Source organism: Pseudomonas putida (assembly GCA_041071465.1).
GTDB classification, from domain to species: Bacteria; Pseudomonadota; Gammaproteobacteria; order Pseudomonadales; family Pseudomonadaceae; genus Aquipseudomonas; species Aquipseudomonas putida_P.
This window is the reverse complement of record CP163498.1, coordinates 361,336-383,500: the sequence shown is the minus strand read 5'-3', so window position 1 is coordinate 383,500 and position 22,165 is coordinate 361,336. Positions and strand designations below refer to the sequence as shown.

General features: G+C 61.1%; 22 protein-coding genes and 1 pseudogene. 17 read left to right on the top strand and 6 right to left on the bottom strand.

Annotated elements, in window-relative coordinates:
* Complete coding sequence (locus tag AB5975_01730; GenBank protein XDR22895.1) at positions 1-1,215, bottom strand: 3-methyl-2-oxobutanoate dehydrogenase (2-methylpropanoyl-transferring) subunit alpha; 1,215 nt, start codon at positions 1,213-1,215, stop codon at positions 1-3.
* A gap of 215 nt (positions 1,216-1,430) precedes the next feature.
* Between AB5975_01730 and bkdR the strand changes: the two genes are divergently transcribed.
* On the top strand, positions 1,431-1,916 hold the full coding sequence (gene bkdR, locus AB5975_01725) for a Bkd operon transcriptional regulator BkdR (protein XDR20708.1): 486 nt from the start codon (positions 1,431-1,433) through the stop codon (positions 1,914-1,916).
* 94 nt (positions 1,917-2,010) lie between these two features.
* Here the strand turns inward: bkdR and AB5975_01720 are convergent, their stop codons facing one another.
* Complete coding sequence (locus AB5975_01720; protein ID XDR20707.1) at positions 2,011-2,592, bottom strand: hypothetical protein; 582 nt, start codon at positions 2,590-2,592, stop codon at positions 2,011-2,013.
* A gap of 247 nt (positions 2,593-2,839) precedes the next feature.
* Between AB5975_01720 and AB5975_01715 the strand changes: the two genes are divergently transcribed.
* Positions 2,840-4,180, top strand: a complete 1,341-nt coding sequence (locus tag AB5975_01715; GenBank protein ID XDR20706.1) for an MFS transporter — start codon at positions 2,840-2,842, stop codon at positions 4,178-4,180.
* A gap of 340 nt (positions 4,181-4,520) precedes the next feature.
* Here the strand turns inward: AB5975_01715 and AB5975_01710 are convergent, their stop codons facing one another.
* From AB5975_01710 to flgA, 4 genes are all read right to left on the bottom strand, one after another.
* Entirely contained in the window at positions 4,521-5,264 is a 744-nt protein-coding gene (locus tag AB5975_01710) for a flagellar brake protein (GenBank protein ID XDR20705.1), read from the bottom strand.
* An 80-nt stretch (positions 5,265-5,344) separates the two neighbouring features.
* Positions 5,345-5,812, bottom strand: coding sequence for a flagella synthesis protein FlgN (locus AB5975_01705; protein XDR20704.1), 468 nt, complete (start codon positions 5,810-5,812; stop codon positions 5,345-5,347).
* Positions 5,813-5,861: 49 nt separating this feature from the next.
* Positions 5,862-6,176 (bottom strand): flagellar biosynthesis anti-sigma factor FlgM, encoded by a 315-nt coding sequence (flgM, locus tag AB5975_01700; protein ID XDR20703.1) that lies wholly within the window; start codon positions 6,174-6,176, stop codon positions 5,862-5,864.
* A gap of 164 nt (positions 6,177-6,340) precedes the next feature.
* The gene (flgA, locus tag AB5975_01695) at positions 6,341-7,093 is read right to left on the bottom strand and encodes a flagellar basal body P-ring formation chaperone FlgA (protein XDR20702.1); all 753 of its coding nucleotides are present in this window, start codon (positions 7,091-7,093) and stop codon (positions 6,341-6,343) included.
* A 77-nt stretch (positions 7,094-7,170) separates the two neighbouring features.
* Between flgA and AB5975_01690 the strand changes: the two genes are divergently transcribed.
* The 15 genes and pseudogenes from AB5975_01690 to AB5975_01620 all read left to right on the top strand — a co-directional run bounded on the left by AB5975_01690 (position 7,171) and on the right by AB5975_01620 (position 22,116).
* Positions 7,171-8,100 (top strand): chemotaxis protein CheV, encoded by a 930-nt coding sequence (locus tag AB5975_01690; GenBank protein ID XDR20701.1) that lies wholly within the window; start codon positions 7,171-7,173, stop codon positions 8,098-8,100.
* 49 nt (positions 8,101-8,149) lie between these two features.
* A pseudogene (gene cheR, locus AB5975_01685) lies at positions 8,150-8,976 on the top strand (protein-glutamate O-methyltransferase CheR).
* A 368-nt stretch (positions 8,977-9,344) separates the two neighbouring features.
* Positions 9,345-9,755 carry a flagellar basal body rod protein FlgB gene (gene flgB, locus AB5975_01680; GenBank protein XDR20700.1) on the top strand — a complete coding sequence of 137 codons (411 nt, stop codon included), beginning with the start codon at positions 9,345-9,347 and terminating at the stop codon, positions 9,753-9,755.
* A 2-nt stretch (positions 9,756-9,757) separates the two neighbouring features.
* The gene (flgC, locus tag AB5975_01675) at positions 9,758-10,201 is read left to right on the top strand and encodes a flagellar basal body rod protein FlgC (protein ID XDR20699.1); all 444 of its coding nucleotides are present in this window, start codon (positions 9,758-9,760) and stop codon (positions 10,199-10,201) included.
* A gap of 12 nt (positions 10,202-10,213) precedes the next feature.
* Complete coding sequence (locus AB5975_01670) at positions 10,214-10,903, top strand: flagellar hook assembly protein FlgD (GenBank protein ID XDR20698.1); 690 nt, start codon at positions 10,214-10,216, stop codon at positions 10,901-10,903.
* 27 nt (positions 10,904-10,930) lie between these two features.
* Positions 10,931-12,229, top strand: a complete 1,299-nt coding sequence (flgE, locus tag AB5975_01665; protein XDR20697.1) for a flagellar hook protein FlgE — start codon at positions 10,931-10,933, stop codon at positions 12,227-12,229.
* Positions 12,229-12,414 carry a hypothetical protein gene (locus AB5975_01660; GenBank protein ID XDR20696.1) on the top strand — a complete coding sequence of 62 codons (186 nt, stop codon included), beginning with the start codon at positions 12,229-12,231 and terminating at the stop codon, positions 12,412-12,414. Before flgE ends, AB5975_01660 begins: the two co-directional genes overlap by 1 nt.
* A gap of 214 nt (positions 12,415-12,628) precedes the next feature.
* On the top strand, positions 12,629-13,369 hold the full coding sequence (flgF, locus tag AB5975_01655) for a flagellar basal-body rod protein FlgF (GenBank protein XDR20695.1): 741 nt from the start codon (positions 12,629-12,631) through the stop codon (positions 13,367-13,369).
* Between the two features lie 62 nt (positions 13,370-13,431).
* On the top strand, positions 13,432-14,217 hold the full coding sequence (flgG, locus tag AB5975_01650; GenBank protein XDR20694.1) for a flagellar basal-body rod protein FlgG: 786 nt from the start codon (positions 13,432-13,434) through the stop codon (positions 14,215-14,217).
* Positions 14,218-14,277: 60 nt separating this feature from the next.
* The gene (gene flgH / locus AB5975_01645; protein XDR20693.1) at positions 14,278-14,973 is read left to right on the top strand and encodes a flagellar basal body L-ring protein FlgH; all 696 of its coding nucleotides are present in this window, start codon (positions 14,278-14,280) and stop codon (positions 14,971-14,973) included.
* 12 nt (positions 14,974-14,985) lie between these two features.
* Positions 14,986-16,095: a flagellar basal body P-ring protein FlgI gene (locus AB5975_01640; protein ID XDR20692.1), complete on the top strand. Its 1,110-nt coding sequence runs from the start codon at positions 14,986-14,988 to the stop codon at positions 16,093-16,095.
* A gap of 11 nt (positions 16,096-16,106) precedes the next feature.
* Positions 16,107-17,279, top strand: coding sequence for a flagellar assembly peptidoglycan hydrolase FlgJ (flgJ, locus tag AB5975_01635; GenBank protein XDR20691.1), 1,173 nt, complete (start codon positions 16,107-16,109; stop codon positions 17,277-17,279).
* A gap of 10 nt (positions 17,280-17,289) precedes the next feature.
* On the top strand, positions 17,290-19,338 hold the full coding sequence (gene flgK, locus AB5975_01630; GenBank protein ID XDR20690.1) for a flagellar hook-associated protein FlgK: 2,049 nt from the start codon (positions 17,290-17,292) through the stop codon (positions 19,336-19,338).
* 11 nt (positions 19,339-19,349) lie between these two features.
* Positions 19,350-20,918 (top strand): flagellar hook-associated protein 3, encoded by a 1,569-nt coding sequence (locus tag AB5975_01625; GenBank protein ID XDR20689.1) that lies wholly within the window; start codon positions 19,350-19,352, stop codon positions 20,916-20,918.
* Positions 20,919-21,186: 268 nt separating this feature from the next.
* Positions 21,187-22,116, top strand: coding sequence for a ketoacyl-ACP synthase III (locus tag AB5975_01620; protein ID XDR20688.1), 930 nt, complete (start codon positions 21,187-21,189; stop codon positions 22,114-22,116).
* Positions 22,117-22,165: the final 49 nt, after the last annotated feature.

Below are 22,165 nucleotides of genomic sequence, written 5' to 3'. Positions count from 1 at the left end.
TCAAACCCCCAGTTCCTGGCGTTGACGGCGCAGGTGGTCGGGCATTTCCTTGTACACGTCCTCGAACATCGAGGCGGCACTCGGGATGTGACCGTTGGCCAGGGTGCCGTACTGCTCGGCTTCCTTCTGCGCGGCGATCACCGCGGCTTCCAGCTCGGCAGTGGTGGCCTGGTGTTCTTCCTCGGACCAGTGGCCGATCTTGATCAGGTGCTGCTTCAGGCGGGCGATCGGGTCGCCGAGCGGGAAGTGGCTCCAGTCATCGGCCGGGCGGTACTTGGACGGGTCGTCCGAGGTCGAGTGCGGGCCGGCACGGTAGGTGACCCACTCGATCAGGCATGGGCCCAGGCCGCGACGGGCGCGTTCGGCGGCCCAGCGCGAGGCGGCGTACACGGCGACGAAGTCGTTGCCGTCAACCCGCAGCGAGGCAATGCCGCATCCCACGCCACGGCCGGCGAAGGTGGTCGACTCGCCACCGGCGATGGCCTGGAAGGTGGAAATCGCCCACTGGTTGTTGACCACGTTGAGGATCACCGGGGCGCGGTACACGTGGGCGAAGGTGAGGGCGGTGTGGAAGTCCGACTCGGCGGTTGCGCCGTCGCCGATCCACGCCGAGGCGATCTTGGTATCGCCCTTGATCGCCGAGGCCATGGCCCAGCCGACCGCCTGCACGAACTGGGTCGCCAGGTTGCCGCTGATGGTGAAGAAACCGGCGTCGCGTACCGAATACATGATCGGCAGCTGGCGGCCCTTGAGCGGGTCGCGCTCGTTGGACAGCAGCTGGCAGATCATCTCGACCAGCGACACGTCGCGGGCCATCAGGATGCTTTGCTGGCGGTAGGTGGGGAAGCACATGTCGGTGCGGTTCAGCGCCAGGGCCTGGCCGCTGCCGATGGCTTCTTCACCCAGGCTCTGCATGTAGAAGGACATCTTCTTCTGGCGCTGGGCGACCACCATGCGGCTGTCGAAAATCCGTGTCTTGAGCATGGCGCGCATGCCCTGGCGGAGAACTTGCGGGTCGATGTCTTCGGCCCACGGGCCTTGCGCGTCGCCTTGCTCGTCGAGCACGCGGATCAGGCTGTAGGACAGGTCCGCGGTGTCGGCAGCGTCGACATCGACTGGGGGTTTACGGGCTTGACCTGCATCGTTCAGGCGCAGGTAAGAGAAATCGGTCTGGCAGCCTGGCCGGCCGGTAGGCTCGGGCACATGCAAACGCAGGGGGCGTACTCGTTCATGCTTTTTACGCTCGCTCGGGTATTTGTTTTTGTGAGCTCTGAAGCGGCCGCCGCTGAGTACCGGCTTGTGACTGGTAGGTCAGCGTCCCCTACATCTTAGTGGGCCGGCAGGAGAATTTTTCTCTCAAGTTGATTGCCTTTGCGGAGCAGGGCAGATAAACATTCCGTATAAACACAAAAAACCGGTGATTTTGTCTCATGCGCAAACTCGATCGTACCGATATCGGCATTCTCAACAGCCTGCAGGAAAATGCCCGCATCACCAACGCCGAGCTGGCCCGCTCGGTGAACCTGTCCCCCACACCCTGCTTCAACCGGGTGCGGGCCATGGAAGAACTGGGGGTGATCCGCCAGCAGGTGACCTTGCTGTCGCCCGAGGCGTTGGGGCTGGACGTGAACGTGTTCATCCACGTGAGCCTGGAAAAACAGGTCGAGCAGTCGTTGCACCGTTTCGAGGAAGAAATTGCCGAACGGCCCGAAGTGATGGAGTGCTACCTGATGACGGGCGATCCGGACTACCTGTTGCGCGTACTGCTGCCCAGTATCCAGGCGCTGGAACGGTTCCTGGATTACCTGACGCGGTTGCCAGGGGTGGCCAACATCCGTTCCAGTTTCGCCTTGAAGCAGGTGCGCTACAAGACGGCCTTGCCGCTGCCGGCCAATGGCATGACCTTGCGGGAATAGGTGTGGCCTGACTGATGATTTGGCCTTGGCAACGCCTCATTGATTCCATCAGGCAGGGCACCTCCTGGCAGGGTCTTCGCAGTGATGCTGGGTGTCAGGCTAGCCGGATGTTCTTCAAGTAGAACGTGAGTATCTGTCCCGGCGTTGCGCTTGCATTCAGAAATCTGTCAAAGGTGAGGGACAGGTCTGTGGATGCATCTTCAGGCCTTGTCGATGCCACACGATGGCCGTGTTTGTCGCGCAGGTAGAACGGAACTCTTTCGGCGCTGTTCAGGTCGCCGTTCCAATAATCTTGTGTATCGATTTTCCAGTAGTCGCCAAGGCCTGCCAGTTGCGGCTTGAAGTTTGCCACGGCATCCGTGACTCTGCCGATCACGCCTGTTCCATACAGGCCGAGCCAGCCTCTGGAATTTTGCTCAAGCCTCGCGCCTGCGAATTTCCAGTGGTTGTTGCACGAGATGTAGTAGAGGTCCCGTCCCTTCTCCGATGTGATGTACTTGAAATCGAACGCGATACGTACGATCTCGTTCCGCGCATGCGCCTTTCGGTGATTATCGACACACAACCAGCCGTCCTCATCCAGCCATGTGAATGGGTGTTGCCCGACGGATGATTCTGCAACTACCACTCGGCCTGCATGGGTATGCAGTTCGGCGGTGAAGTCAGCTTTGATCATGTAACCTCCAGTCTCAGTTGCTCCCGGGATGGGAAGAGGCAAGCTAAACCTTCGGCTGGTGAACAATGAGATGGAAACGCTTGGAGCGCAGCTTGGTCCCATGATGCAAGTGCATGATCACGACATGACCGACACTGGACGCGCCCTTGATTCACGATTTGTCAGGCAGGGGACTGCGCCGCAGCAATTTTGCTTTTATGCTTGGCTGCAACCCATCGCCACCTGACCCGGGAGCCGCAAGGGACCTATGCGAAATATCTGGAAGCCGTTTCAGTCGTTGTATTTCGCCGCGCTGATGATGTTGATCGGCTCGGGCCTGCTCAGTACCTACCTGGCCCTGCGCCTGGCAGCCGATCATGTCGACAGCCTGTGGGTGGGTGCCTTGATGGCGGCCAACTACTTTGGCCTGGCGGTAGGCGGCAAGGTCGGCCACCGGTTGATTGGCCGGGTAGGGCACATTCGCGCCTATGCCACTTGCGCCGGCATCGTCGGCGCGGCGGTGCTCGGCCATGGCTTGACCAGTTGGCTGCCGGCCTGGGTCGGGCTGCGGATGATCGTCGGCCTGGGGATGATGTGCCAGTACATGGTCATCGAGAGCTGGCTGAACGAGCAGGCCGACGTGAAGCATCGCGGCGCGGTGTTCAGCGGCTACATGATCGCCTCGTACCTGGGCCTGGTGCTCGGCCAGCTGATCCTGGTGGTGCACCCACAGCTTGGCCTGGAGCTGCTGATGCTGGTGGCCATGTGTTTCACCCTGTGCCTGGTGCCGGTCGCCATGACCCGGCGCATACACCCCGCACCGTTGCGCCCGGCCCCGATGGAGCCGAAGTTCTTCATCAAGCGCGTGCCGCAGTCGCTCAGCACGGTGCTGGGTTCGGGGCTGATCGTCGGCTCGTTCTATGGCCTGGCGCCCTTGTATGCCTCCAGCCAGGGCATGACTACCGAGCAGGTCGGTCTGTTCATGGGTAGCTGCATCTTTGCCGGCCTGCTGGTGCAGTGGCCGCTGGGCTGGTTGTCTGACCGCTACGATCGGGCAGTGCTCATCCGCAGCGTGGCGGTGGGGTTGGCGCTGGCCTCGGCGCCGCTGGCGATGTTGCCCAGCGTGCCGCTGGAGTTGCTGTTCGGCATAGGTTTCGTGATTTCGTTGCTGCAGTTCTGCCTGTACCCGCTGGCGGTGGCGTTTTCCAACGACCATGTGGAAAGCGAACGGCGGGTGTCGCTGACCGCGATGCTGCTGGTGACCTACGGCGTGGGCGCGTGTATCGGGCCGCTGGCGGCAGGCGTGCTGATGAAGGTGCTGGGCCCGCAGATGCTGTATGCCTTCTTCGTGTTCTTTGCCCTGGTGCTGGTGTGGCGCATTCGGCCGAAGGCGGTCACCGGGCTGCACCAGGTGCAGGATGCGCCTTTGGGCCACGTTGCCATGCCGGCTGCCGGTTCGCCACTGTCGGCGGCGCTGGACCCACGGGTGGATGAGCAGACGGTACAGGAGGTGATGCAGGCACCGGTGGCGGCGGAGGATACCGAGGCGGAAGAGAAGGGGGCTGACAAGGAGCCTGAGCCGGAAGGTGAGGTCAGCAAGTCGGTGTAGGCCTGTGCCGGCCTCTTCGCGGGCACGCCCGCTCCCACAGCGACCGCGCCGGGTTCGAAGCATGCGCTGTACCTGTGGGAGAGCTTTCGCGTAGATAACTGGATCTGCAAGCAGTACGCGTACCCTGTGGGAGCGGCTTTAGCCGCGAAGAATCCAACGCGGTGCATGGCACCGGCTGCGCCGGTGTTCGCGGCTAAAGCCGCTCCCACAGAGTCCCTGCTAATTCAATGAGTTATGTGCAGTTCTGTGGGAGCGGGCGTGCCCGCGAAGAGGCCGGCACAGGAGAAGCACAAATGAAAACGCCACCTTGATAGGTGGCGTTTTTGTACTCGACCGACGATCAATAGTCGTCCTTGTCGAACCGCCGCGCTTCACGCTGCAACTGGTACACGAAGCTCTCGACCTTGCGCTGCGCCTGCCCGGTAAAGTTATGGAAGCGCACGCCGGCAAAGGTGGTGTTGATCCGCTCTTCATAGTGCAGGTGGCGCAGCTCGACCATGGTGTCGACCAGGCCCAGCGGGTTGCCCGCCTTGAAACGCTCGTACACCTGGCCCAGTTGCAGGCGATCCTCGACATTGCCTTCGAAGCGCAGTTTGCAGCCGGTGGCGGAGATGTCCAGCAGCTTGCCACGCAGGGCGCCGTTGCCCTTGAGGTGGGCACCATCGAGGATGACATCGACCAGCTGCGACAGCTTCAGCGCGGCGCGGAACGCATTGCGGCGCTGGTGGTAGGTCATCTCCAATGGCATGGCGCCGCGGTAGCAGCGGTTGCCGTCGACTTCGCTGATCTTCAGCTCGTGGTTGCAGTCCCAGGCGATGCGCACGCCATCGTGGAAGCCTTCGACGCGGAAGTGTTCGCCGTTCTCGATGAACTTTTCACCGTCGCGCGGGATCATCTCGTCCAGCGCCAGGGTGTTGCTTTCACGGTCCACGTGCACCACGTAGCTCTGGAAGCGCTGGCTGCGGTCGTGGAAGGTGATGATCAGGGGGTCGTGGCTTTCCTGCAGCTGCCGCAAGTTGGCCGCAATCTCCAAAGGGGTGTTCAGCACCTTTGGCGGCTGCGGGGCATCGGATTCATTGAACACGGCTTATCGTTCTCCAGGCAAAAGCGACACACGCAATTAACGGCATTTTGCCAGTATGTTCCGTGCCTTGATAGAAAAAATCACACTTGGCTGAGCGCCCGTGGCTTGGCCAGTGGCGAGGTGCTGCCGCGGCTGTCGTAGAGCGACGGAGAATCGCCGCCCATGAGGATCCGGATCTGGTTGTTGGTGACGTGTTGCTGCACCTGGATGATCCGGCCATTGGTCTGGTTGACCTGCTGGCAGTTGTCCATCAGCTGCGAGAGCATGTCGAGCCGCTGCAGCATCGCTTCGCCATGGGGCGATTGCGCAGCCACCGCCTGCACACCGGCCCGATCGGCGCTCAGGCCCAGGCTGCCGAGCAACTGGCTGCGGCGCTGGCCGTGCTGCTCGAGCAAGATGATCAACGACTGCTTGCGCGCCAGGATCTGTTCCAGCAGCGGCATGTCGCGGCCATGCAGGGCGATCGCTTCCTTTTGCAGAAGGTCAAGCAGTTCCTGCATGGGGGCAATGTCATCTTCGATCAGTTGCAGCAAGGTGGTGTCGTGCATGGCTAACTCTTGGCTTTTCTAGCGTCCGTGAAGTCAGCGCGCCGAACGGTCAGCGCTGGGCTTCGAAATCGAGCAGTTTGCTGGCGACCCGGCCGGCATCGACCTGGTAGCTGCCGTCGGCGATCGCCTGTTTCAACTGGGCCACACGGGCACTGTTGACCACTGGCTCGTCGCGCAGCTTGTCGCTGATCTTCTGCAACTGCTGGGCCTCTTGGCTGAGGTGTACCGCTTCTCCGCTGGCGCTGGTGGCGGTTGCCGCTTCCTGGCTGGCTGCCGGTTTTTCGGCGCTGCCGTTCGCGGTGTTGCCGCGCACGCCGCCCGTGACGGACGGAGAGTTATTCAAACGACTGAAGTCGATGACCATGATCAGAAACCTCTGGGTATTTGGACGCTTGCCTTGTTTTCGGCCAACCCGAAAGAAACTTTAGGCACAAATGCATAGCCGCCTGTCAGCAAGCTCGCGAACCCGTTTTCTGACACAGTTTAGGAAAAGCGGTTCCTCACCGCCAGCGCAAATCAATGGGCTGGCTACATACTTACTTCGACCTGGCCGGGGCCGGTCACCCTGGCCTTGATCACCCGTTTGGAATTGAGGTTGCGCACCCGGATCTGTTCGCTCAGGCCGCCCTTGCTCAGGGCTTCTCCGGGCATGCGCACACTCAGGCTGCCACTGCGGGCGATGATCACCACGTGGTCGCCCTTGCGCACTACCTCGGCCTGTTCCAGGTGTTGCGGGGTGAGTACCTGGTCGATCACCGTGGGGCGCAGCATCTTCATGCCTATCGCCTGTTCCAGTTCGGTCAAAAAGCCTTGGCCCAGGGTGCCGACATCGCGCTCGCGCAGGGCCACGTCGCCTTCGCCTACCACGTTGTCGCGCTTGAGCGGCCGGGTCACCACCACCACATCGCGGAACAGCCGCACGGTGGCCGGCACGAACACGGTCCAAGGCGCCGTGCCTTCGCAGCGTACCTTTACCGTGACGCGGCCCAACGGCTGGGCCGGGCTTTCCAGCGAGGCGTCCAGCTGCTGGCTGCACAGCGGCATGCGCAGGCGCGGGTCCAGCGGGTTGACCTGGATCTCGTAACGGCCGGCGGTCTGGGTGGTGGCCAGATAATCTTCGACGCTGAATTCAAGAAACCCTTGAGTGACACCGATAAGCTGTTCAGGCAAGGTAAACGCGTCCGCTACCGTGCGAACGCCGGGCACCAGAAGGCACAGCATGGCCAGCGAGCCAGGCAGCAGGCGCGTCAATCGTCGGAAAAATGTCGTTTTCGTGTACATGGCGCTCAAAAAAGCAAAGCCCGTGCCGACTCGCTACCTGAGTTGCAACGAAAGGCTGAAACATAAAGGAGTCTGGCATGGCAGGTGTTATGGATTCGGTCAACCAGCGCACACAGCTGGTGGGGCAGAATCGCCTGGAATTGCTGCTGTTCCGCCTCAATGGCGAGCAGCTTTACGGCATCAACGTATTCAAGGTCAGGGAAGTGCTGCAATGCCCTGCGCTGACCCTGCTGCCCAAGGCGCACCCGGTGGTGCGCGGTGTTGCCAATATTCGCGGGGCGACCATCCCGATCCTCGACCTGTCGATGGCCACCGGGTTGCGGCCGCTGCAGGAAGACACGCGCAACAGTTTCGTGATCATCACCGAGTACAACACCAAGACCCAAGGCTTCCTGGTGCACTCGGTGGAGCGCATCGTCAACATGAACTGGGAAGAAATCCATCCGCCACCCAAGGGCACCGGCCGCGACCACTACCTGACCGCGGTCACCCGGGTGGACAACCGCATGGTCGAGATCATCGATGTGGAGAAGGTGCTGGCCGAAGTGGCGCCGTCGTCCGAGTCGGTGTCGGCCGGGGTGATCGATGCCGAGGTGCAGGACAAGGCCGTGCTGTTGCGGGTGCTCACCGTCGACGATTCGTCGGTGGCGCGCAAGCAGGTCAGCCGCTGCCTGCAGACCGTGGGGGTCGAGGTGGTGGCGCTCAATGACGGCCGTCAGGCCCTGAACTACCTGCGCCAGCTGGTGGATGAGGGCAAGAAGCCGGAGGAAGAGTTCCTGATGATGATCTCGGACATTGAAATGCCGGAAATGGACGGCTATACGCTAACGGCGGAGATCCGCAGCGATCCGCGCATGCAAAAATTGCACATCTGCTTGCATACTTCGCTTTCCGGGGTGTTCAACCAGGCGATGGTCAAGAAGGTCGGTGCCGATGACTTCCTGGCCAAGTTCAAGCCGGACGACCTGGCCCAGCGGGTGGTCGACCGGATCAAGGCAGCGCATTGAAGCAGCCGGGGCAGGCCCCGGCACCAGTGATTTAAAAGAGGCGGCAGTAGTGTCTACGGGTAATTTGGATTTCGAACAGTTCCGGGTCTTCCTGGAGAAAGCCTGTGGCATCCTGCTGGGCGAGAATAAGCAGTACCTGGTTTCCAGCCGTCTCAACAAGCTGATGGAGCAACAGGGTATCAAGAGCCTGGGCGAGCTGGTGCAGCGCATCCAGGCCCAGCCGCGCGGCGGCTTGCGCGAGCAGGTGGTCGATGCCATGACCACCAACGAGACCCTGTGGTTTCGCGATACCTACCCGTTCGAGGTGCTGAAGAACAAGGTCATCCCCGAGTTCATCCGCAACAACCCCGGCCAGCGCCTGCGCATGTGGTCGGCGGCCTGTTCGTCGGGGCAGGAGCCGTATTCCATCTCGATGGCCATCGACGAATTCGAGCGCAGCAACCTCGGCCAGTTGAAGATGGGCGCGCAGATCGTTGCCACCGACCTGTCCGGCACCATGCTGACCAACTGCAAGACTGGCGAGTACGACAGCCTGGCGATTGCCCGTGGCTTGTCCCAGGAGCGCCTGCAGCGCTACTTCGACACCAAGGGGCCGGGGCGTTGGGCGGTCAAGCCGGCGATTCGCAGCCGTGTCGAGTTCCGCTCGTTCAACCTGCTCGACAGCTATGCCAGCCTGGGCAAGTTCGATGTGGTGTTCTGCCGTAACGTGCTGATCTATTTCTCGGCGCAGGTGAAGAAGGACATCCTGTTGCGTATCCACAGTACCTTGAAGCCGGGTGGGTATCTGTTCCTCGGGGCTTCCGAGGCGCTGAACGGGCTGCCGGACCATTACCAGATGGTGCAGTGCAGTCCGGGATCATCTACCAGGCGAAGTAAGCACAAAGGCCGGCAGCGAAAGTTGCCGGCCTTTTTGTTTGCCTGTGCCGGCCTCTTCGCGGGTAAACCCGCTCCCACAGGTACCGCACCGACTTTTAAAGCTGTGCAGAACCCTGTGGGAGGGGGTTTACCCGCGAAGAGGCCGGCGCAGGAAAAATACTGACGTCAATTTTTTGTTTTGCCGCTTTTGCCGCCCGGCAATTGCCGCTTTCGCCGCTCAAGGCGGAAGGCCTTTGCCGCTTTTCTGGCATCACTCTGACAGCACCTTGCCCTGCAAGCCCGTATTTCCGGGCTTTATGTTGGTTGGCACAGCCCTTGCTATACCTTGCCCAACGATATTCCGGCCAACCTCCGAAGGTTTCCCCGACATGAGCATCAGTTTCGACAAGGCGCTTGGTATTCACGAAAAGGCCCTGGGCTTCCGCGCCCAGCGTGCCGAAGTGCTGGCCAACAACATCGCCAACGCCGACACGCCCAACTACAAGGCGCGCGACATGGACTTCGCCTCGGTGCTCGCTGCCGAGAGCGACAAGCAGCAGAGTGGCGGCCGTTTCAGCCTCGATCGTACCAACAGCCGCCATATCGAGGCCGAGGGCCTGGCCATGGCCGACGATACCCTCAAGTACCGCACGCCAACGCAGCCGTCGATCGACCAGAACACCGTGGACGCGCAGATCGAGCAATCGAACTACACCGAAAACGCCATCGGCTTCCAGGCCAGCTTCACCTTGCTCAACAGTAAATTCAAAGGGCTGGTTTCGGCCCTGCGGGGAGAATGACCATGTCCCTTTCCAGTGTCTTCAACATTGCCGGTAGCGGCATGAGTGCGCAGAACACGCGCCTGAACACCGTTGCTTCCAACATCGCCAACGCCGAGACCGTGTCCTCGAGCATCGACCAGACCTACCGCGCCCGTCACCCGGTGTTCGCCACCACCTTCCAGGACGCGCAGGCCGGCGGCAGCCAGTCGCTGTTCGATGACCAGGGCGAGGCAGGGCAGGGCGTGCAGGTAAAAGGCATCGTCGAGGACCAGAGCAACCTGGAGGCGCGCTACGAGCCGAGTAATCCCGCCGCCAACAAGGACGGCTACGTGTACTACCCGAACGTTAACGTGGTCGAGGAGATGGCCGACATGATCTCCGCCAGCCGTGCGTTCCAGACCAACGCCGACATCATGAATACTGCCAAGACCATGATGCAGAAAGTGCTGACCCTGGGTCAGTGAGGGGGATAGCCGATGACCACTACTACCGACGCCACAAGTGCTTCCGCGATCTATTCGCAATATGCGCTGGCCAGTGACACCTCCAGTAGCAGCAGTACCGACACGCTTGGCAAGGACACCTTCCTGCAGTTGTTGGTGACCCAGCTGCAGAACCAAAACCCGCTCGACCCCCAGGACAACTCCGAATTCGTCGCCCAGTTGGCGCAGTTCAGCAGTCTGGAATCGATGCAGACCCTCAACGACACCGTGGACACCCTGCTCGGCAACTATGCCTCGACCCAGGCCTTGCAGGCTTCGTCCCTGGTCGGGCGCTCGGTCATCACCGAGGCGGACGCTGCAACGGTCGCTGCCGGTACCGGCTTGACTGGCCAGATCGACGTCACCTCGTCGACCACCGGCCTGACCGTGAACGTGTATGACGCCGACGGCAATGTAGTGAAGAACATCGACCTGGGTTCGCAAAGTGCCGGCACGGTCAGCTTCAGCTGGGATGGCACCGATAACGATGGGCTGGCGGTGGATGCCGGTACCTATACCTTCGAGGCCAAGGCTACCGTCGATGGCAAGGAGGTCGCGCAGACCACCTACCTGCCGTCGGTGGTCAACAGCGTCACCGTGGGCAGCACTGCAGGTTCGTACACGCTCAATCTGGCAAGTGGCGAGAGCATCGCGCTTTCGGACGTCAAAACTATCGGATCGTAAGCCGGGCATCGGCACAGGAGTCAATCAATGTCGTTCAATATCGGTCTCAGTGGCCTTAACGCAGCCGCCACCAGCCTGGATGTCACGGGTAACAACATCGCCAACGTCGGCACCACCGGTTTCAAATCGGCGCGCGCCGAGTTTGGCGACCTTTACGCCAACTCCCTGTTCCTGGGCGGTTCGCGCTACACCGTCGGTAGTGGTGTAACGACCCAGGCGATTTCCCAGCAGTTCACTCAAGGCAACGTCAGTACCACCGGCGCTAGCCTGGACCTGGCCATCAATGGCAACGGCTTCTTCATCACCAGCAACAACGGTTCGACCACCTACACCCGTGCCGGTGCCTTCGGTACCGACAGCTCGGGTAACATCGTCGATGCCAGTGGCAACCGCCTGCAGGGTTATGGCGTGGATGCCGATGGTAACGTTGTTGAAGGCATTCTTGCCGACCTGACCGTCAGCACTGCAGCGGTGGCGCCCAAGGCCAGTACCAGCCTGAGCGAAACGCTGAACCTCAATTCGTCGGACACGGTGCCCACCGAAACCCCGTTCGATGCCTCGGACACCGACACCTACAACTACACCTTCAGCACCGACATCTACGACAGCCAAGGCAACGCCCACAGCCTGAGCCAGTATTTCGTCAAGACCGACCAGAATACCTGGACCATGTACGTGACCGTCGATGGCGTGAACCCGGCCGATCCGACCTCCACCACGCCTTACACCGCCGACCTGACCTTCAACTCGGCGGGTGTCTTGACCGCTTCGACCAGTTCCGACTTCACCGTCGACAGCCTGGGCAATCTGACCCTGACCGACTGGGTTCCCGCAGTCAAGAGCGCTGCTGGCACCATGGCCAGCAACGGCGCCTCGGCAGCTACCAATGGTGTGACCATCGACATGTCGGCGACCAGTCAATACAACGCCACCTCGGCGGTGACCGCCAAGTCCCAGGACGGCTACGCGCCGGGTAACCTGTCGTCGCTGTCGATCGACTCCGATGGCAATCTGTTCGGCACCTACAGCAACGGTCAGTCGAAAGTCATCGGCCAGGTTGCGCTGGCCAACTTCGCCAACGTCCAGGGCCTGACCCCGGTTGGCGGCACTGGCTGGAAAGAATCGTACGCCTCGGGTGTGCCGGTTGTCGGCGCGCCGAACACCGGTGTAATGGGTTCGTTGACTGCAGGGGCCCTGGAAGACTCCAACGTCGACCTGACCTCCGAGTTGGTCAACCTGATCAAGGCCCAGAGCAACTACCAGGCCAACGCCAAGACCATTTCCACTGAAAGCACCATCATGCAAACCATCCTCCAGATGACCTGATGAAAATGCTGTTCAGGTTGGTGCGGGTATTGTTGCTCGGGCTGCCTCTGGCGGCCCTGGCAGCGCCGGCGCCCTGGTACAAGTATCAGAGCATCGAGACCGGCGTGTTCATCTGCACCCAGGTCGATCCCGGCAAGGCGTTCATCCGCTTTGCCGGGCCTTTTCGTAACGCCGCCTGCCGTTGAGCGCCAGGCGGCGTTTTTTCGAGCGTCAACACGTTGCCGCCTACCGGCAAACAATCGCCGATTTGCCGGCGCGCCTGTGCGTCGCCTGCACCGTTGGCGGCGTGTAAGGCCTATGAATACTGGGGTAGCGCCTTTGCCTCGGTTTTGGCCCGAGACTTGCTAGCACCTCATCAGCATGTCAGTGGCGGCGAAAGTCCGTCGAGGGAGAGTTGAAGTGGACAAGATGCTGTACGTGGCCATGACCGGCGCCAGCCAGAATGCGCTGGCGCAAAAAGCCCATGCCAACAACTTGGCTAACGTTTCGACCAATGGTTTCCAGCGTGACCTAGAGCAGGCCCGCTCAATGCCGGTATTCGGCGAAACCTTGCCCTCGCGCGCTTTCGCCATGACTGAACGGCCGGCCACCGACTTCGACCATGGCCCGTTGATTGAAACCGGGCGTGAACTCGATGTTGCGGTAGATGGCGATGGTTGGATCGCAGTCCAGGCCCCTGACGGCAGCGAGGCCTACACCCGCACCGGCAGCCTCAACATCGACGCCCTGGGCGTGCTGCGCACCGGTAACGGCATGGCCGTGCTTGGCAATGGCGGACCGATCGCGATTCCGCCGGAAGAGCACGTCGAAGTCGGCTCGGACGGCACCATCAGCATTCGTTCCCTGGGCGAGAGCCCATCGGTGATGGCTGAGGTCGACCGGATCAAGATGGTCAAGCCCGACCTCTCTACCCTGAGCAAGGGCACCGATGGCCTGATCCACAGCAACACCGGCCAGCCCCTCGTGGCGGATGCCTCGGTAAAGGTTGTTTCTGGCTTCCTCGAGGGCAGCAACGTCAACGCGGTCGACGAGATGACTTCGATCATGGCGCTGTCCCGGCAGTTCGAGCTGCAGATCAAGATGATGACTGCCGCCAAGGAAAACGACGAATCGATGGCGCGGGTGATGCAGCTCAGCTGACACCCGCCTCAACCCCTGTTCGACAATGACGGCAGTCACGCCGTCGCGTAAGGAGAAGACATATGCTCCCCGCTCTCTGGGTCAGCAAGACCGGCCTCGCCGCTCAGGACACCAATCTGACGACCATTTCCAACAACTTGGCCAACGTCTCGACGACCGGTTTCAAGAAAGACCGCGCCGAGTTCCAGGACCTGCTGTACCAGGTCAAGCGCCAGCCTGGTGCCCAGTCGACCCAGGACAGCGAGTTGCCGACAGGTTTGCAAGTCGGTACTGGTGTGCGCATCGTCGGCACCCAGAAGAATTTCACCGCCGGCAGCCTGCAGACCACCGACCAGCCGCTGGACATGGCCATCAACGGTCGTGGTTTCTTCCAGATCATGCAGCCAGACGGCACCATCTCCTACACGCGGGATGGCACTTTCCACCTGGATTCCGATGGCCAACTGGTGACAGCCAATGGCTTGGCGCTGGAGCCTGCCATAGTCGTCCCTGCCGATGCCCAGACCTTCACCGTCGGCACCGATGGTACCGTGTCGATCACCACTTCCGGCAACGCCGCCAACCAGGTGATCGGCAACCTGCAGACCGCCGACTTCATCAACCCGGCCGGCCTGCAATCCATCGGCAACAACCTGTTCCTGGAAACCGCCTCCAGCGGTGCACCGAACGTCGGTACCCCGGGCCTGAACGGTTTCGGCACCACCCTGCAGAACACCCTGGAAAACTCCAACGTCAGCACGGTGGAGGAGCTGGTGAACATGATCACCACCCAGCGCGCCTACGAGATGAACTCCAAGGTGATCTCGACCGCTGACCAGATGCTGCAGTTCGTTACCCAGAATTTGTAATTCTGAATAGCTGAATCAGCCGACACCTTGAAGCACCCGTAGCACCGTGAGGTCATGAGCATGAATCGTTTGTCCGTTGTTTTCGCCGTAGGTGGCGCTTGCCTGCTGGCCGGTTGCATGGCCCCGCCGGCCAAGCCCAACGATCCGTACTATGCGCCTGTGCTACCGCGTACCCCGTTGCCGGCGGCCGCCAACAACGGTTCGATCTACCAGGCCGGCTTCGACCAGAACCTGTACACCGACCGCAAGGCGTTCCGTGTGGGTGACATCATCACTATCACGCTCAACGAGAAGATGGCGGCCAGCAAGAGCGCTAATTCCTCGTTGGCCAAGGACAGTAACACCAGCCTCGGCCTGAGCTCGCTGTTCGGTGGTGGAGTGAAGACCGACAGCCCGTTCGGCGGTGGCTCTCTGAGCCTGGATGCGAGCTACAGTGGTACGCGTGATACCAAGGGTGATGCCAAGGCGGCCCAGGGCAACAGCCTGACCGGCTCGGTCACCGTGACCGTCGCTGAGGTGCTGCCTAACGGCATCCTCGCGGTGCGCGGCGAGAAGTGGATGACACTCAACACCGGGGAGGAACTGGTACGTATCGCTGGTCTGATTCGCGCCGATGACATCGCCACTGACAACACTGTGTCATCCACCCGCGTGGCGGATGCACGAATCACCTATTCGGGAACCGGCTCGTTCGCCGATGCCAGCCAACCTGGCTGGCTCGATCGGTTCTTCATGAGCCCGTACTGGCCTTTCTGAGTGCGCATCGACATGCTCAAGTTCAAACCGCTGCTGGTGCTGACGGCGCTGGTGTTCGCCTGCTTCGGTGCACATGCCGAGCGCCTCAAGGATATCGCCAGCATTTCTGGCGTGCGGACCAACCAGTTGATCGGCTATGGCCTAGTGGTCGGCCTCAACGGCACGGGTGACCAGACCACCCAGACGCCGTTTACCCTGCAGACCTTCAACAACATGCTGGCGCAGTTCGGCATCAAGGTGCCTAGCAGCACTGGCACCGTACAGTTGAAGAACGTTGCTGCGGTGTCGATCCATGCCGATCTGCCGGCGTTCGCCAAACCGGGTCAGGTCATTGACATCACGGTGTCGTCGATCGGTAACTCCAAGAGTTTGCGCGGCGGCAGTCTGTTGATGACTCCACTCAAGGGTATCGATGGCAACGTTTACGCCATCGCCCAGGGTAACCTGGTGGTCGGCGGCTTCGATGCCGAAGGCAAGGATGGCTCGCGAATTACCGTCAACGTGCCGTCGGCCGGCCGTATTCCCGGTGGCGCCACTGTCGAGCGGGCGGTGCCGAGCGGGTTCAACCAGGGTAATAGCCTTACCCTCAACCTCAATCGTCCCGACTTCACCACCGCCAAGCGCATCGTCGACAAGGTCAACGACATGCTCGGCCCTGGCGTCGCCCAGGCTGTGGATGGTGGCTCGGTACGGGTCACCGCGCCGATGGATCCGAGCCAGCGCGTGGACTACCTGTCAATCCTCGAGAACCTGGAGATCGACCCAGGCCAGGCCGTGGCCAAGGTCATCATCAATTCGCGTACCGGCACCATCGTCATCGGCCAGAACGTCAAGGTATCGCCAGCTGCGGTGACCCACGGCAGTCTCACCGTGACCATCACCGAAGACCCGATCGTCAGTCAGCCGGGGCCATTCTCCAATGGCGAGACCGCCGTGGTGCCGCGCTCTCGGGTCAACGCTCAGCAGGAAGCCAAGCCGATGTTCAAGTTCGGTCCGGGTACCACGCTGGATGAGATCGTCCGCGCGGTGAACCAGGTGGGCGCGGCGCCGAGCGACCTGATGGCGATTCTCGAAGCGCTCAAGCAGGCCGGTGCGCTGCAAGCCGACCTGATCGTGATCTGAGGTCGGCTGAGATGAAAACCGTCGACACCGGCGCCTACACCGACCTCAATCGCCTCAATGCGATGAAGGTCGGTGACAAGGACAGCGAGGCGAACCTGCGCAAGGTCGCCCAGGAATTCGAGTCGTTGTTCGTCAGCGAGATGCTCAAGTCCATGCGTGCGGCCAACAATGTGCTGGCCAAGGACAACCCGCTCAACACCGAGACGACCAAGCAGTACCAGGAAATGTACGACCAGCAACTGGCGGTCAGCCTGTCCCGCGAGGGTGGGGGTATTGGCCTACAGGGCGTGCTGATGCGCCAGTTGTCCAAGGCGGCCTCGACCCAGCGCCCTGGCGGCAACCCGTTCAACCGAGAAGCCGGTACCAGCGGTGCCTTGGGGGCCATACACAACGCGGCGGCAGACGGGCAGGTGGCCGGCTCCGCGCACAATGACGTCGCGGCGCTCAATCAGCGCCGTTTGTCTCTGCCGAGCAAGCTGGCCGACCGCATGCTTGCGGGTATTGTGCCCGGTGCTGGCACCGCCGCACCCGCCAACACCCTGCGCCGTGGCGCTGGCAGCACCGCCACAGCGGTGGGCGCGGCAGGCGAATACGGCGACTGGACCCAGTCGCCTGCCTTCGCCGGGCTGTTGGCCGGCGGCCAGCGCAGCGTGGTTCAGGTGCCGTTGGCGCCGGGCAAGAGCGCGTTCACCAGTGCCGACGAGTTCGTCGCCACTATGCTGCCGATGGCCCAGGAAGCGGCCCAGCGTATTGGTGTGGAGCCGAAGATGCTGGTGGCCCAGGCTGCACTGGAAACCGGCTGGGGGCGGTCGATCCTGCGCCAGAGCGATGGCAGCAGCAGCTACAACCTGTTCAACATCAAGGCCACCGGCAGCTGGAAGGGCGAGCAGGCGAAGGCGCTCACCAGCGAGTTCCGTGACGGCCAGATGGTCAAGGAGTCGGCGGCGTTCCGTGCGTATGGCTCGTACTCCGAGAGTTTCCATGATCTTGCCAACCTGCTGTTGAACAACGATCGCTATCAAGAAGTGGTCAAGTCGGCCGATAACCCAGAACAGTTTGCCACCGAGTTGCAGAAGGCCGGTTACGCCACTGACCCGAACTATGCCCGGAAGATCTCGGCAATCGCCCGGCAGCTCGACAAGTACCAGACCTACGCAGCCAACGGCACACAAACGACTCTATAAGGCTTGAAGCATGTCGAATCTGATCTCTATTGGGCTTTCCGGGCTGTCGGCGAGCCAAAGTGCCCTGACGACCACGAGTAACAACATCACCAACGTTGCGACGTCGGGCTACTCGCGCCAGCAGACGGTGAATTCGGCCGGGGCCTTGCAGAGTATTGGAGGGGCAGGTTACGTCGGCAGTGGCACGACCCTATCGGAAGTGCGGCGCATCTACAGCGCCTACCTGCAGAGCCAGGTCAACGCCAGTACCTCGCTGAGTTCGGAAGCCAGTACCTACTCCACGCAGATCTCGTCACTGGACTCGTTGCTGTCGGACAGCACCACCGGGATCACCAGCGTACTGTCGTCTTTCTTCAGTGCCTTGCAAACGGCGTCGTCCACACCCAGCGATACGGCGGCTCGCCAGCTGCTGTTGACTTCTGCGCAAACCCTGAGCAATCGCTTCAACTCGATTGCCTCGCAGCTGAATCAGCAGAACACCAGCATCAATTCCCAGCTCAGCACGCTGACCGGCCAGGTCAACTCCATCACCTCTTCGATCGCCACGCTGAACCAGCAGATCGTCGCGCTCTCGGCCAACGGCACCGAGCCGACCAGCCTGCTGGATGCCCGCGACGAGGCATTGCGCCAGCTCAACGAGTTAGTGGGTGTGACCGTACAGGAGCGCGATGGCAACTACGACGTCTACTTGGGTACAGGCCAGGCGTTGGTCACCGGCACCACCGCCAACAAACTGACTGCGCAGGCGAGCAGCACGGACCCTTCGCAGTACAGCCTGGTCATCAACTACCAGAACTTCAGCACCGACGTGACCTCGGTCGCCACCGGCGGCGAGATCGGCGGCCTGCTGCGTTACCGCAACGATGTGCTCAACCCGGCCTTGAACGAGCTGGGGCGCATGGCCATCGTGGTCAGCGACACCATCAACAGCCAGCTGGGCCAGGGCCTGGACCTCAACGGCGATTTCGGTTCGATGCTGTTCTCCAGCATCAACAGCGCCTCCGCCATCAGCCAGCGCAGCCTGGCTTCGGCCAGCAATAGCGCAGGCTCCGGCAACCTCGATGTCACCATCACCGACTCCAGCGCACTGACCGCGTACAACTACGAAGTCAAGTTCACCAGCGACAAGGACTACACGGTGGTGCGCTCGGACGGCACCAGCATGGGTTCCTACAGCCTGGATGACGATCCTGCGCCAGAGATCGATGGTTTCACCCTGGCGCTCAACGGTGGTGCCCTTTCCGCTGGCGACAGTTTCCAGGTCATTCCTACCCGTACCGGTGCGACCAATATCAGCACCGTGATGACCGACTACAACAAGTTGGCCTTCGCCAGCGCGCTGACTGGCGTGGCCGGTTCGAGCAACAGTGGCACCGGCACCTTCAGCCTGCCGACGCTGACCACCGACTTGGACATCTACGGCGGCACCGAACTCGCGCAGATGCAAAGCGGCATCGAGAATGCCAGCCCGGTCAAGCTGGTGTTCGACGCCGCAAGCTCGGGTACCCAGGGTTACACGGTCTACAACGCCCAGGGCGTGAGCATCGGTACCGGCACCATCGTGCCGAACCAGGACAACACGCTGAGCATCACCGTGCCGATGCTCGATGACAACGGCAATGCCATGACCGATGCCGATGGCAATGCCATGACTTACACCTTCGAGATGACGGTGAGCGGCTCGCCAGCGGCCAGCGACAGCTACAGTGTTTCTTTCAACACGGATGGCACCACCGACAACCGCAACGCGCAGAGCCTGCTGGAGTTGCAGACTGCAAATACCGTGGGCGTCAGTGGCAGCAACGTCGGTATGAGCATCACCAGCGCCTATGCGACGCTGGTCGAGGGCGTGGGCGCGTTGGCAAGCCAGGCGTCGATCGATGCCACCGCTACCGCCGCGGTGCTGACCTCAGCGACCGACAGCCGCGACTCGGTGTCGGGGGTGAACCTGGATGAAGAAGCCGCTGGTCTGGTCAAGTTCCAGCAGTACTACACCGCCTCCTCGCAGATCATCAAGACTGCGCAGGAAATCTTTCAAACACTGATCAGCAGTCTGTAAGGGAGGCGATCATGCGCATTTCCACCAACCAGTACTTCGCCAATAGCATGACCAGCTATTCGAAGTCGTTCGCTTCGGTCACCAAGACCCAGGAGCAGATCTCGTCGGGTAGCCGCATCCAGACCGCGGCGGATGATCCGGTCGGCGCTGCCAAGTTGCTCAAGTTGCAGCAGCAGAGTGCCTTGCTCGATCAGTACAACAGCAATATCACCACGGCGACCAACGCGTTGAATAACGAGGAGTCGATTCTCAGCAGTATCACCGACTCCCTGCAGCGTGCGCGGGAGCTGACGTTGCGCGCGGGCAGTGGTGGCCTTTCGGACGAGGATCGCGCATCGATCGCCAGTGAACTCGGCCAGATCGAAGAAACCGTGTTCAGCCTGCTCAACAGTAAAGACTCCAACGGCAACTATATCTTCGCGGGCTCCAAGAGTACGACTCAGCCATACGTGCGTAACGCCGACGGTACGTATACCTACCAAGGCGACCAGACCCAGCTGAGTCTGCAGGTGTCCGATACCCTGAGTATCGCGACCAACGACACTGGCTACACTCTTTTCGAGCAAGCCACCAATGTCTCGCGTACCCAGACCACGCAGGTCTCGCCGACGACCGATGACGGTATCCTGACCCTGACCGCTGGCACTCTGACTTCTTCGCGTAGCTACAACAGCACTTACACCGCAGGGGAGCCATACACCGTCACGTTCACCAGTAGCACTGAGTTCACCGTGACCGATGCCTTGGGTAACGACGTAACGTCGGAAACCAGCACTGGCGGGCTGATTGATCCGGATGACGAGGCGGGTACCAACTTCACCTTCCGCGGTGTCGAATACGCCGTCAACGTGACGCTGGATGAAGACCAGGCGGCCGACGCCGACACCTTGGTAAGCCAATACAGCTTCACGCTGTCCAGTACCCCGGACACCATTACTACCAACCGTCTGCCTAGCAATACGTCGACGTCTCAGATCACCGGTGGCACCATCACCGACAACGCGGCGTATGCGGCAGGCTTCCCCGAAGGCGGGGCGGTGATCAAGTTCACCAGCGCGACCGACTACGAGGTGTATGCGTCCCCGCTCACCGATTCGAGCAAGGCCATTGGCACAGGTACGGTGAGCGGCTCGACGATTACCGTGGCGGGTGTCACGCTGGATATTTCGGGCACTCCGGCAACGGGCGACAAGTTCACTGTCTCGGCTGACTCCCACGAGACGCAGAATGTTCTCAACACGATCAATACGCTTAAGAACGCGCTGAATCAGTCCACGTCCGAAAGTGGCGTGTCGCTGGCGATCACTAATGCGGTGGCCTCTGCGATCGGCAACCTCGATTCGGCCAGCGCCCAGATCGACATCGTGCGGGGCTCGATCGGCGCCCGCGGCAACGCCTTGGACATTCAGTCGACCGAAAACTCCAGCCTGGGCCTGGTCAATGCGTCGACCCAATCGTCCATCGCAGACACCGACATGGCCGCAGCCAGCGTGCAGCTCACCCTGCAGCAAACCATGCTGCAAGCCGCGCAGCTGGCCTTCTCGCGCATCTCGCAGCTAAGCCTGTTCGACAAGATCTGACCTTTCAAGCCGAAACGAGCCGCTAACTTTTTGATTAAAAAGAGGCGCTCGTTTTGGCTTTTTTGTATCTTGATGTTCTGATGTGACGTCCCATACCGGTTGTGACCTATGGGTCAAAACGCGCATCTTCACTGTATTGTGTAAACGGGCTCATACAGCCAGGTGTTTCGGGGATATCCGCCCACCCTGCGCGGTCCGGCCCGCCGCCCAGGCACCTCTCCGTCATGGTGAGGGGTGATCTTTAGCTATTCAGTATTGGGAAGCCAGAATGATTGGCATTAAAAGCATCGCGAGCTACGTGCCCTCCGCCGGCCTCGACAACTACGCGCAAGGCGCCAAATTCGGCAAGGATGAGACCTTCATCCTCGGCAAGATCGGCTCGACCTTCCTGCCGCGTAAGGATGACGAACAGGAAACCTCCGACCTATGCGTCGAAGCGGTCAACAAACTGTTCGCCAATCATCCCGAATTGGATCCAGCGTCCATCGACGCCTTGATCGTCGTGACCCAGAACGGCGACGAAGAAGGCTTGCCGCACACCTCGGCGATTGTTCAGAGCAAGCTCGGCCTGCCGACCCATATCGCGGCCTTCGACATCTCCCTGGGCTGCTCCGGCTACGTCTACGGCATCTATGCGATGAAGGGCTTCATGGAAGCGGCGGGGCTGAAGAACGGCCTGCTGATCACCGCTGACCCGTACTCGAAGATCGTCGACCCCGAAGACCGCAACACCACCATGCTGTTCGGCGACGCCGCCACAGTTACGTGGATGGGCGAGGATCCGACCTGGGTGCTAGGCAAATCCAAGTTCGGCACCGACGGCACCGGCGCACCGCATCTCAAGGTCAGCGACGGCACCTTCTTCATGAATGGTCGTCAGGTGTTCAACTTCGCCTTGGTCAAAGTTCCGGCGCACCTGCATGAGTTGTTGGCGGACTCCAATCTGGAATCCACGGATATTGATGCATATTGCATTCACCAGGGCAGTGCGGCGATTGTCGATGCCGTGGCGCGGCGGTTCGAGGAGGGGCAGCCGGAGAAGTTCGTGAAGGATATGGTCGAGACCGGGAATACCGTGTCGTCCAGTATTCCGTTGCTGCTTGAGAAGCGCATGTTCGACTCGAGCTGGAAGCGGGTGGCGATCAGTGGGTTTGGTGTCGGCTTGTCGTGGGGTTCGGCGCTTATCGAGCGGGCTTGAATTGATTCAAGTCATGTGCTGATGGTTTGGACCTGAGGTTCTCTCAAGA

Excerpts from the sequence above, each read along its gene's own strand:
- bkdR (XDR20708.1), top strand. The coding sequence starts at position 1,431 with ATGCGCAAACTCGATCGTACCGATATCGGCATTCTCAACAGCCTGCAG.
- AB5975_01720 (XDR20707.1), bottom strand. The coding sequence starts at position 2,592 with ATGATCAAAGCTGACTTCACCGCCGAACTGCATACCCATGCAGGCCGA.
- AB5975_01715 (XDR20706.1), top strand. The coding sequence starts at position 2,840 with ATGCGAAATATCTGGAAGCCGTTTCAGTCGTTGTATTTCGCCGCGCTG.
- AB5975_01705 (XDR20704.1), bottom strand. The coding sequence starts at position 5,812 with ATGCACGACACCACCTTGCTGCAACTGATCGAAGATGACATTGCCCCC.
- flgM (XDR20703.1), bottom strand. The coding sequence starts at position 6,176 with ATGGTCATCGACTTCAGTCGTTTGAATAACTCTCCGTCCGTCACGGGC.
- flgA (XDR20702.1), bottom strand. The coding sequence starts at position 7,093 with ATGTACACGAAAACGACATTTTTCCGACGATTGACGCGCCTGCTGCCT.
- AB5975_01690 (XDR20701.1), top strand. The coding sequence starts at position 7,171 with ATGGCAGGTGTTATGGATTCGGTCAACCAGCGCACACAGCTGGTGGGG.
- flgB (XDR20700.1), top strand. The coding sequence starts at position 9,345 with ATGAGCATCAGTTTCGACAAGGCGCTTGGTATTCACGAAAAGGCCCTG.
- flgC (XDR20699.1), top strand. The coding sequence starts at position 9,758 with ATGTCCCTTTCCAGTGTCTTCAACATTGCCGGTAGCGGCATGAGTGCG.
- AB5975_01670 (XDR20698.1), top strand. The coding sequence starts at position 10,214 with ATGACCACTACTACCGACGCCACAAGTGCTTCCGCGATCTATTCGCAA.
- flgE (XDR20697.1), top strand. The coding sequence starts at position 10,931 with ATGTCGTTCAATATCGGTCTCAGTGGCCTTAACGCAGCCGCCACCAGC.
- AB5975_01660 (XDR20696.1), top strand. The coding sequence starts at position 12,229 with ATGAAAATGCTGTTCAGGTTGGTGCGGGTATTGTTGCTCGGGCTGCCT.
- flgG (XDR20694.1), top strand. The coding sequence starts at position 13,432 with ATGCTCCCCGCTCTCTGGGTCAGCAAGACCGGCCTCGCCGCTCAGGAC.
- flgH (XDR20693.1), top strand. The coding sequence starts at position 14,278 with ATGAATCGTTTGTCCGTTGTTTTCGCCGTAGGTGGCGCTTGCCTGCTG.
- AB5975_01640 (XDR20692.1), top strand. The coding sequence starts at position 14,986 with ATGCTCAAGTTCAAACCGCTGCTGGTGCTGACGGCGCTGGTGTTCGCC.
- flgJ (XDR20691.1), top strand. The coding sequence starts at position 16,107 with ATGAAAACCGTCGACACCGGCGCCTACACCGACCTCAATCGCCTCAAT.
- flgK (XDR20690.1), top strand. The coding sequence starts at position 17,290 with ATGTCGAATCTGATCTCTATTGGGCTTTCCGGGCTGTCGGCGAGCCAA.
- AB5975_01625 (XDR20689.1), top strand. The coding sequence starts at position 19,350 with ATGCGCATTTCCACCAACCAGTACTTCGCCAATAGCATGACCAGCTAT.
- AB5975_01620 (XDR20688.1), top strand. The coding sequence starts at position 21,187 with ATGATTGGCATTAAAAGCATCGCGAGCTACGTGCCCTCCGCCGGCCTC.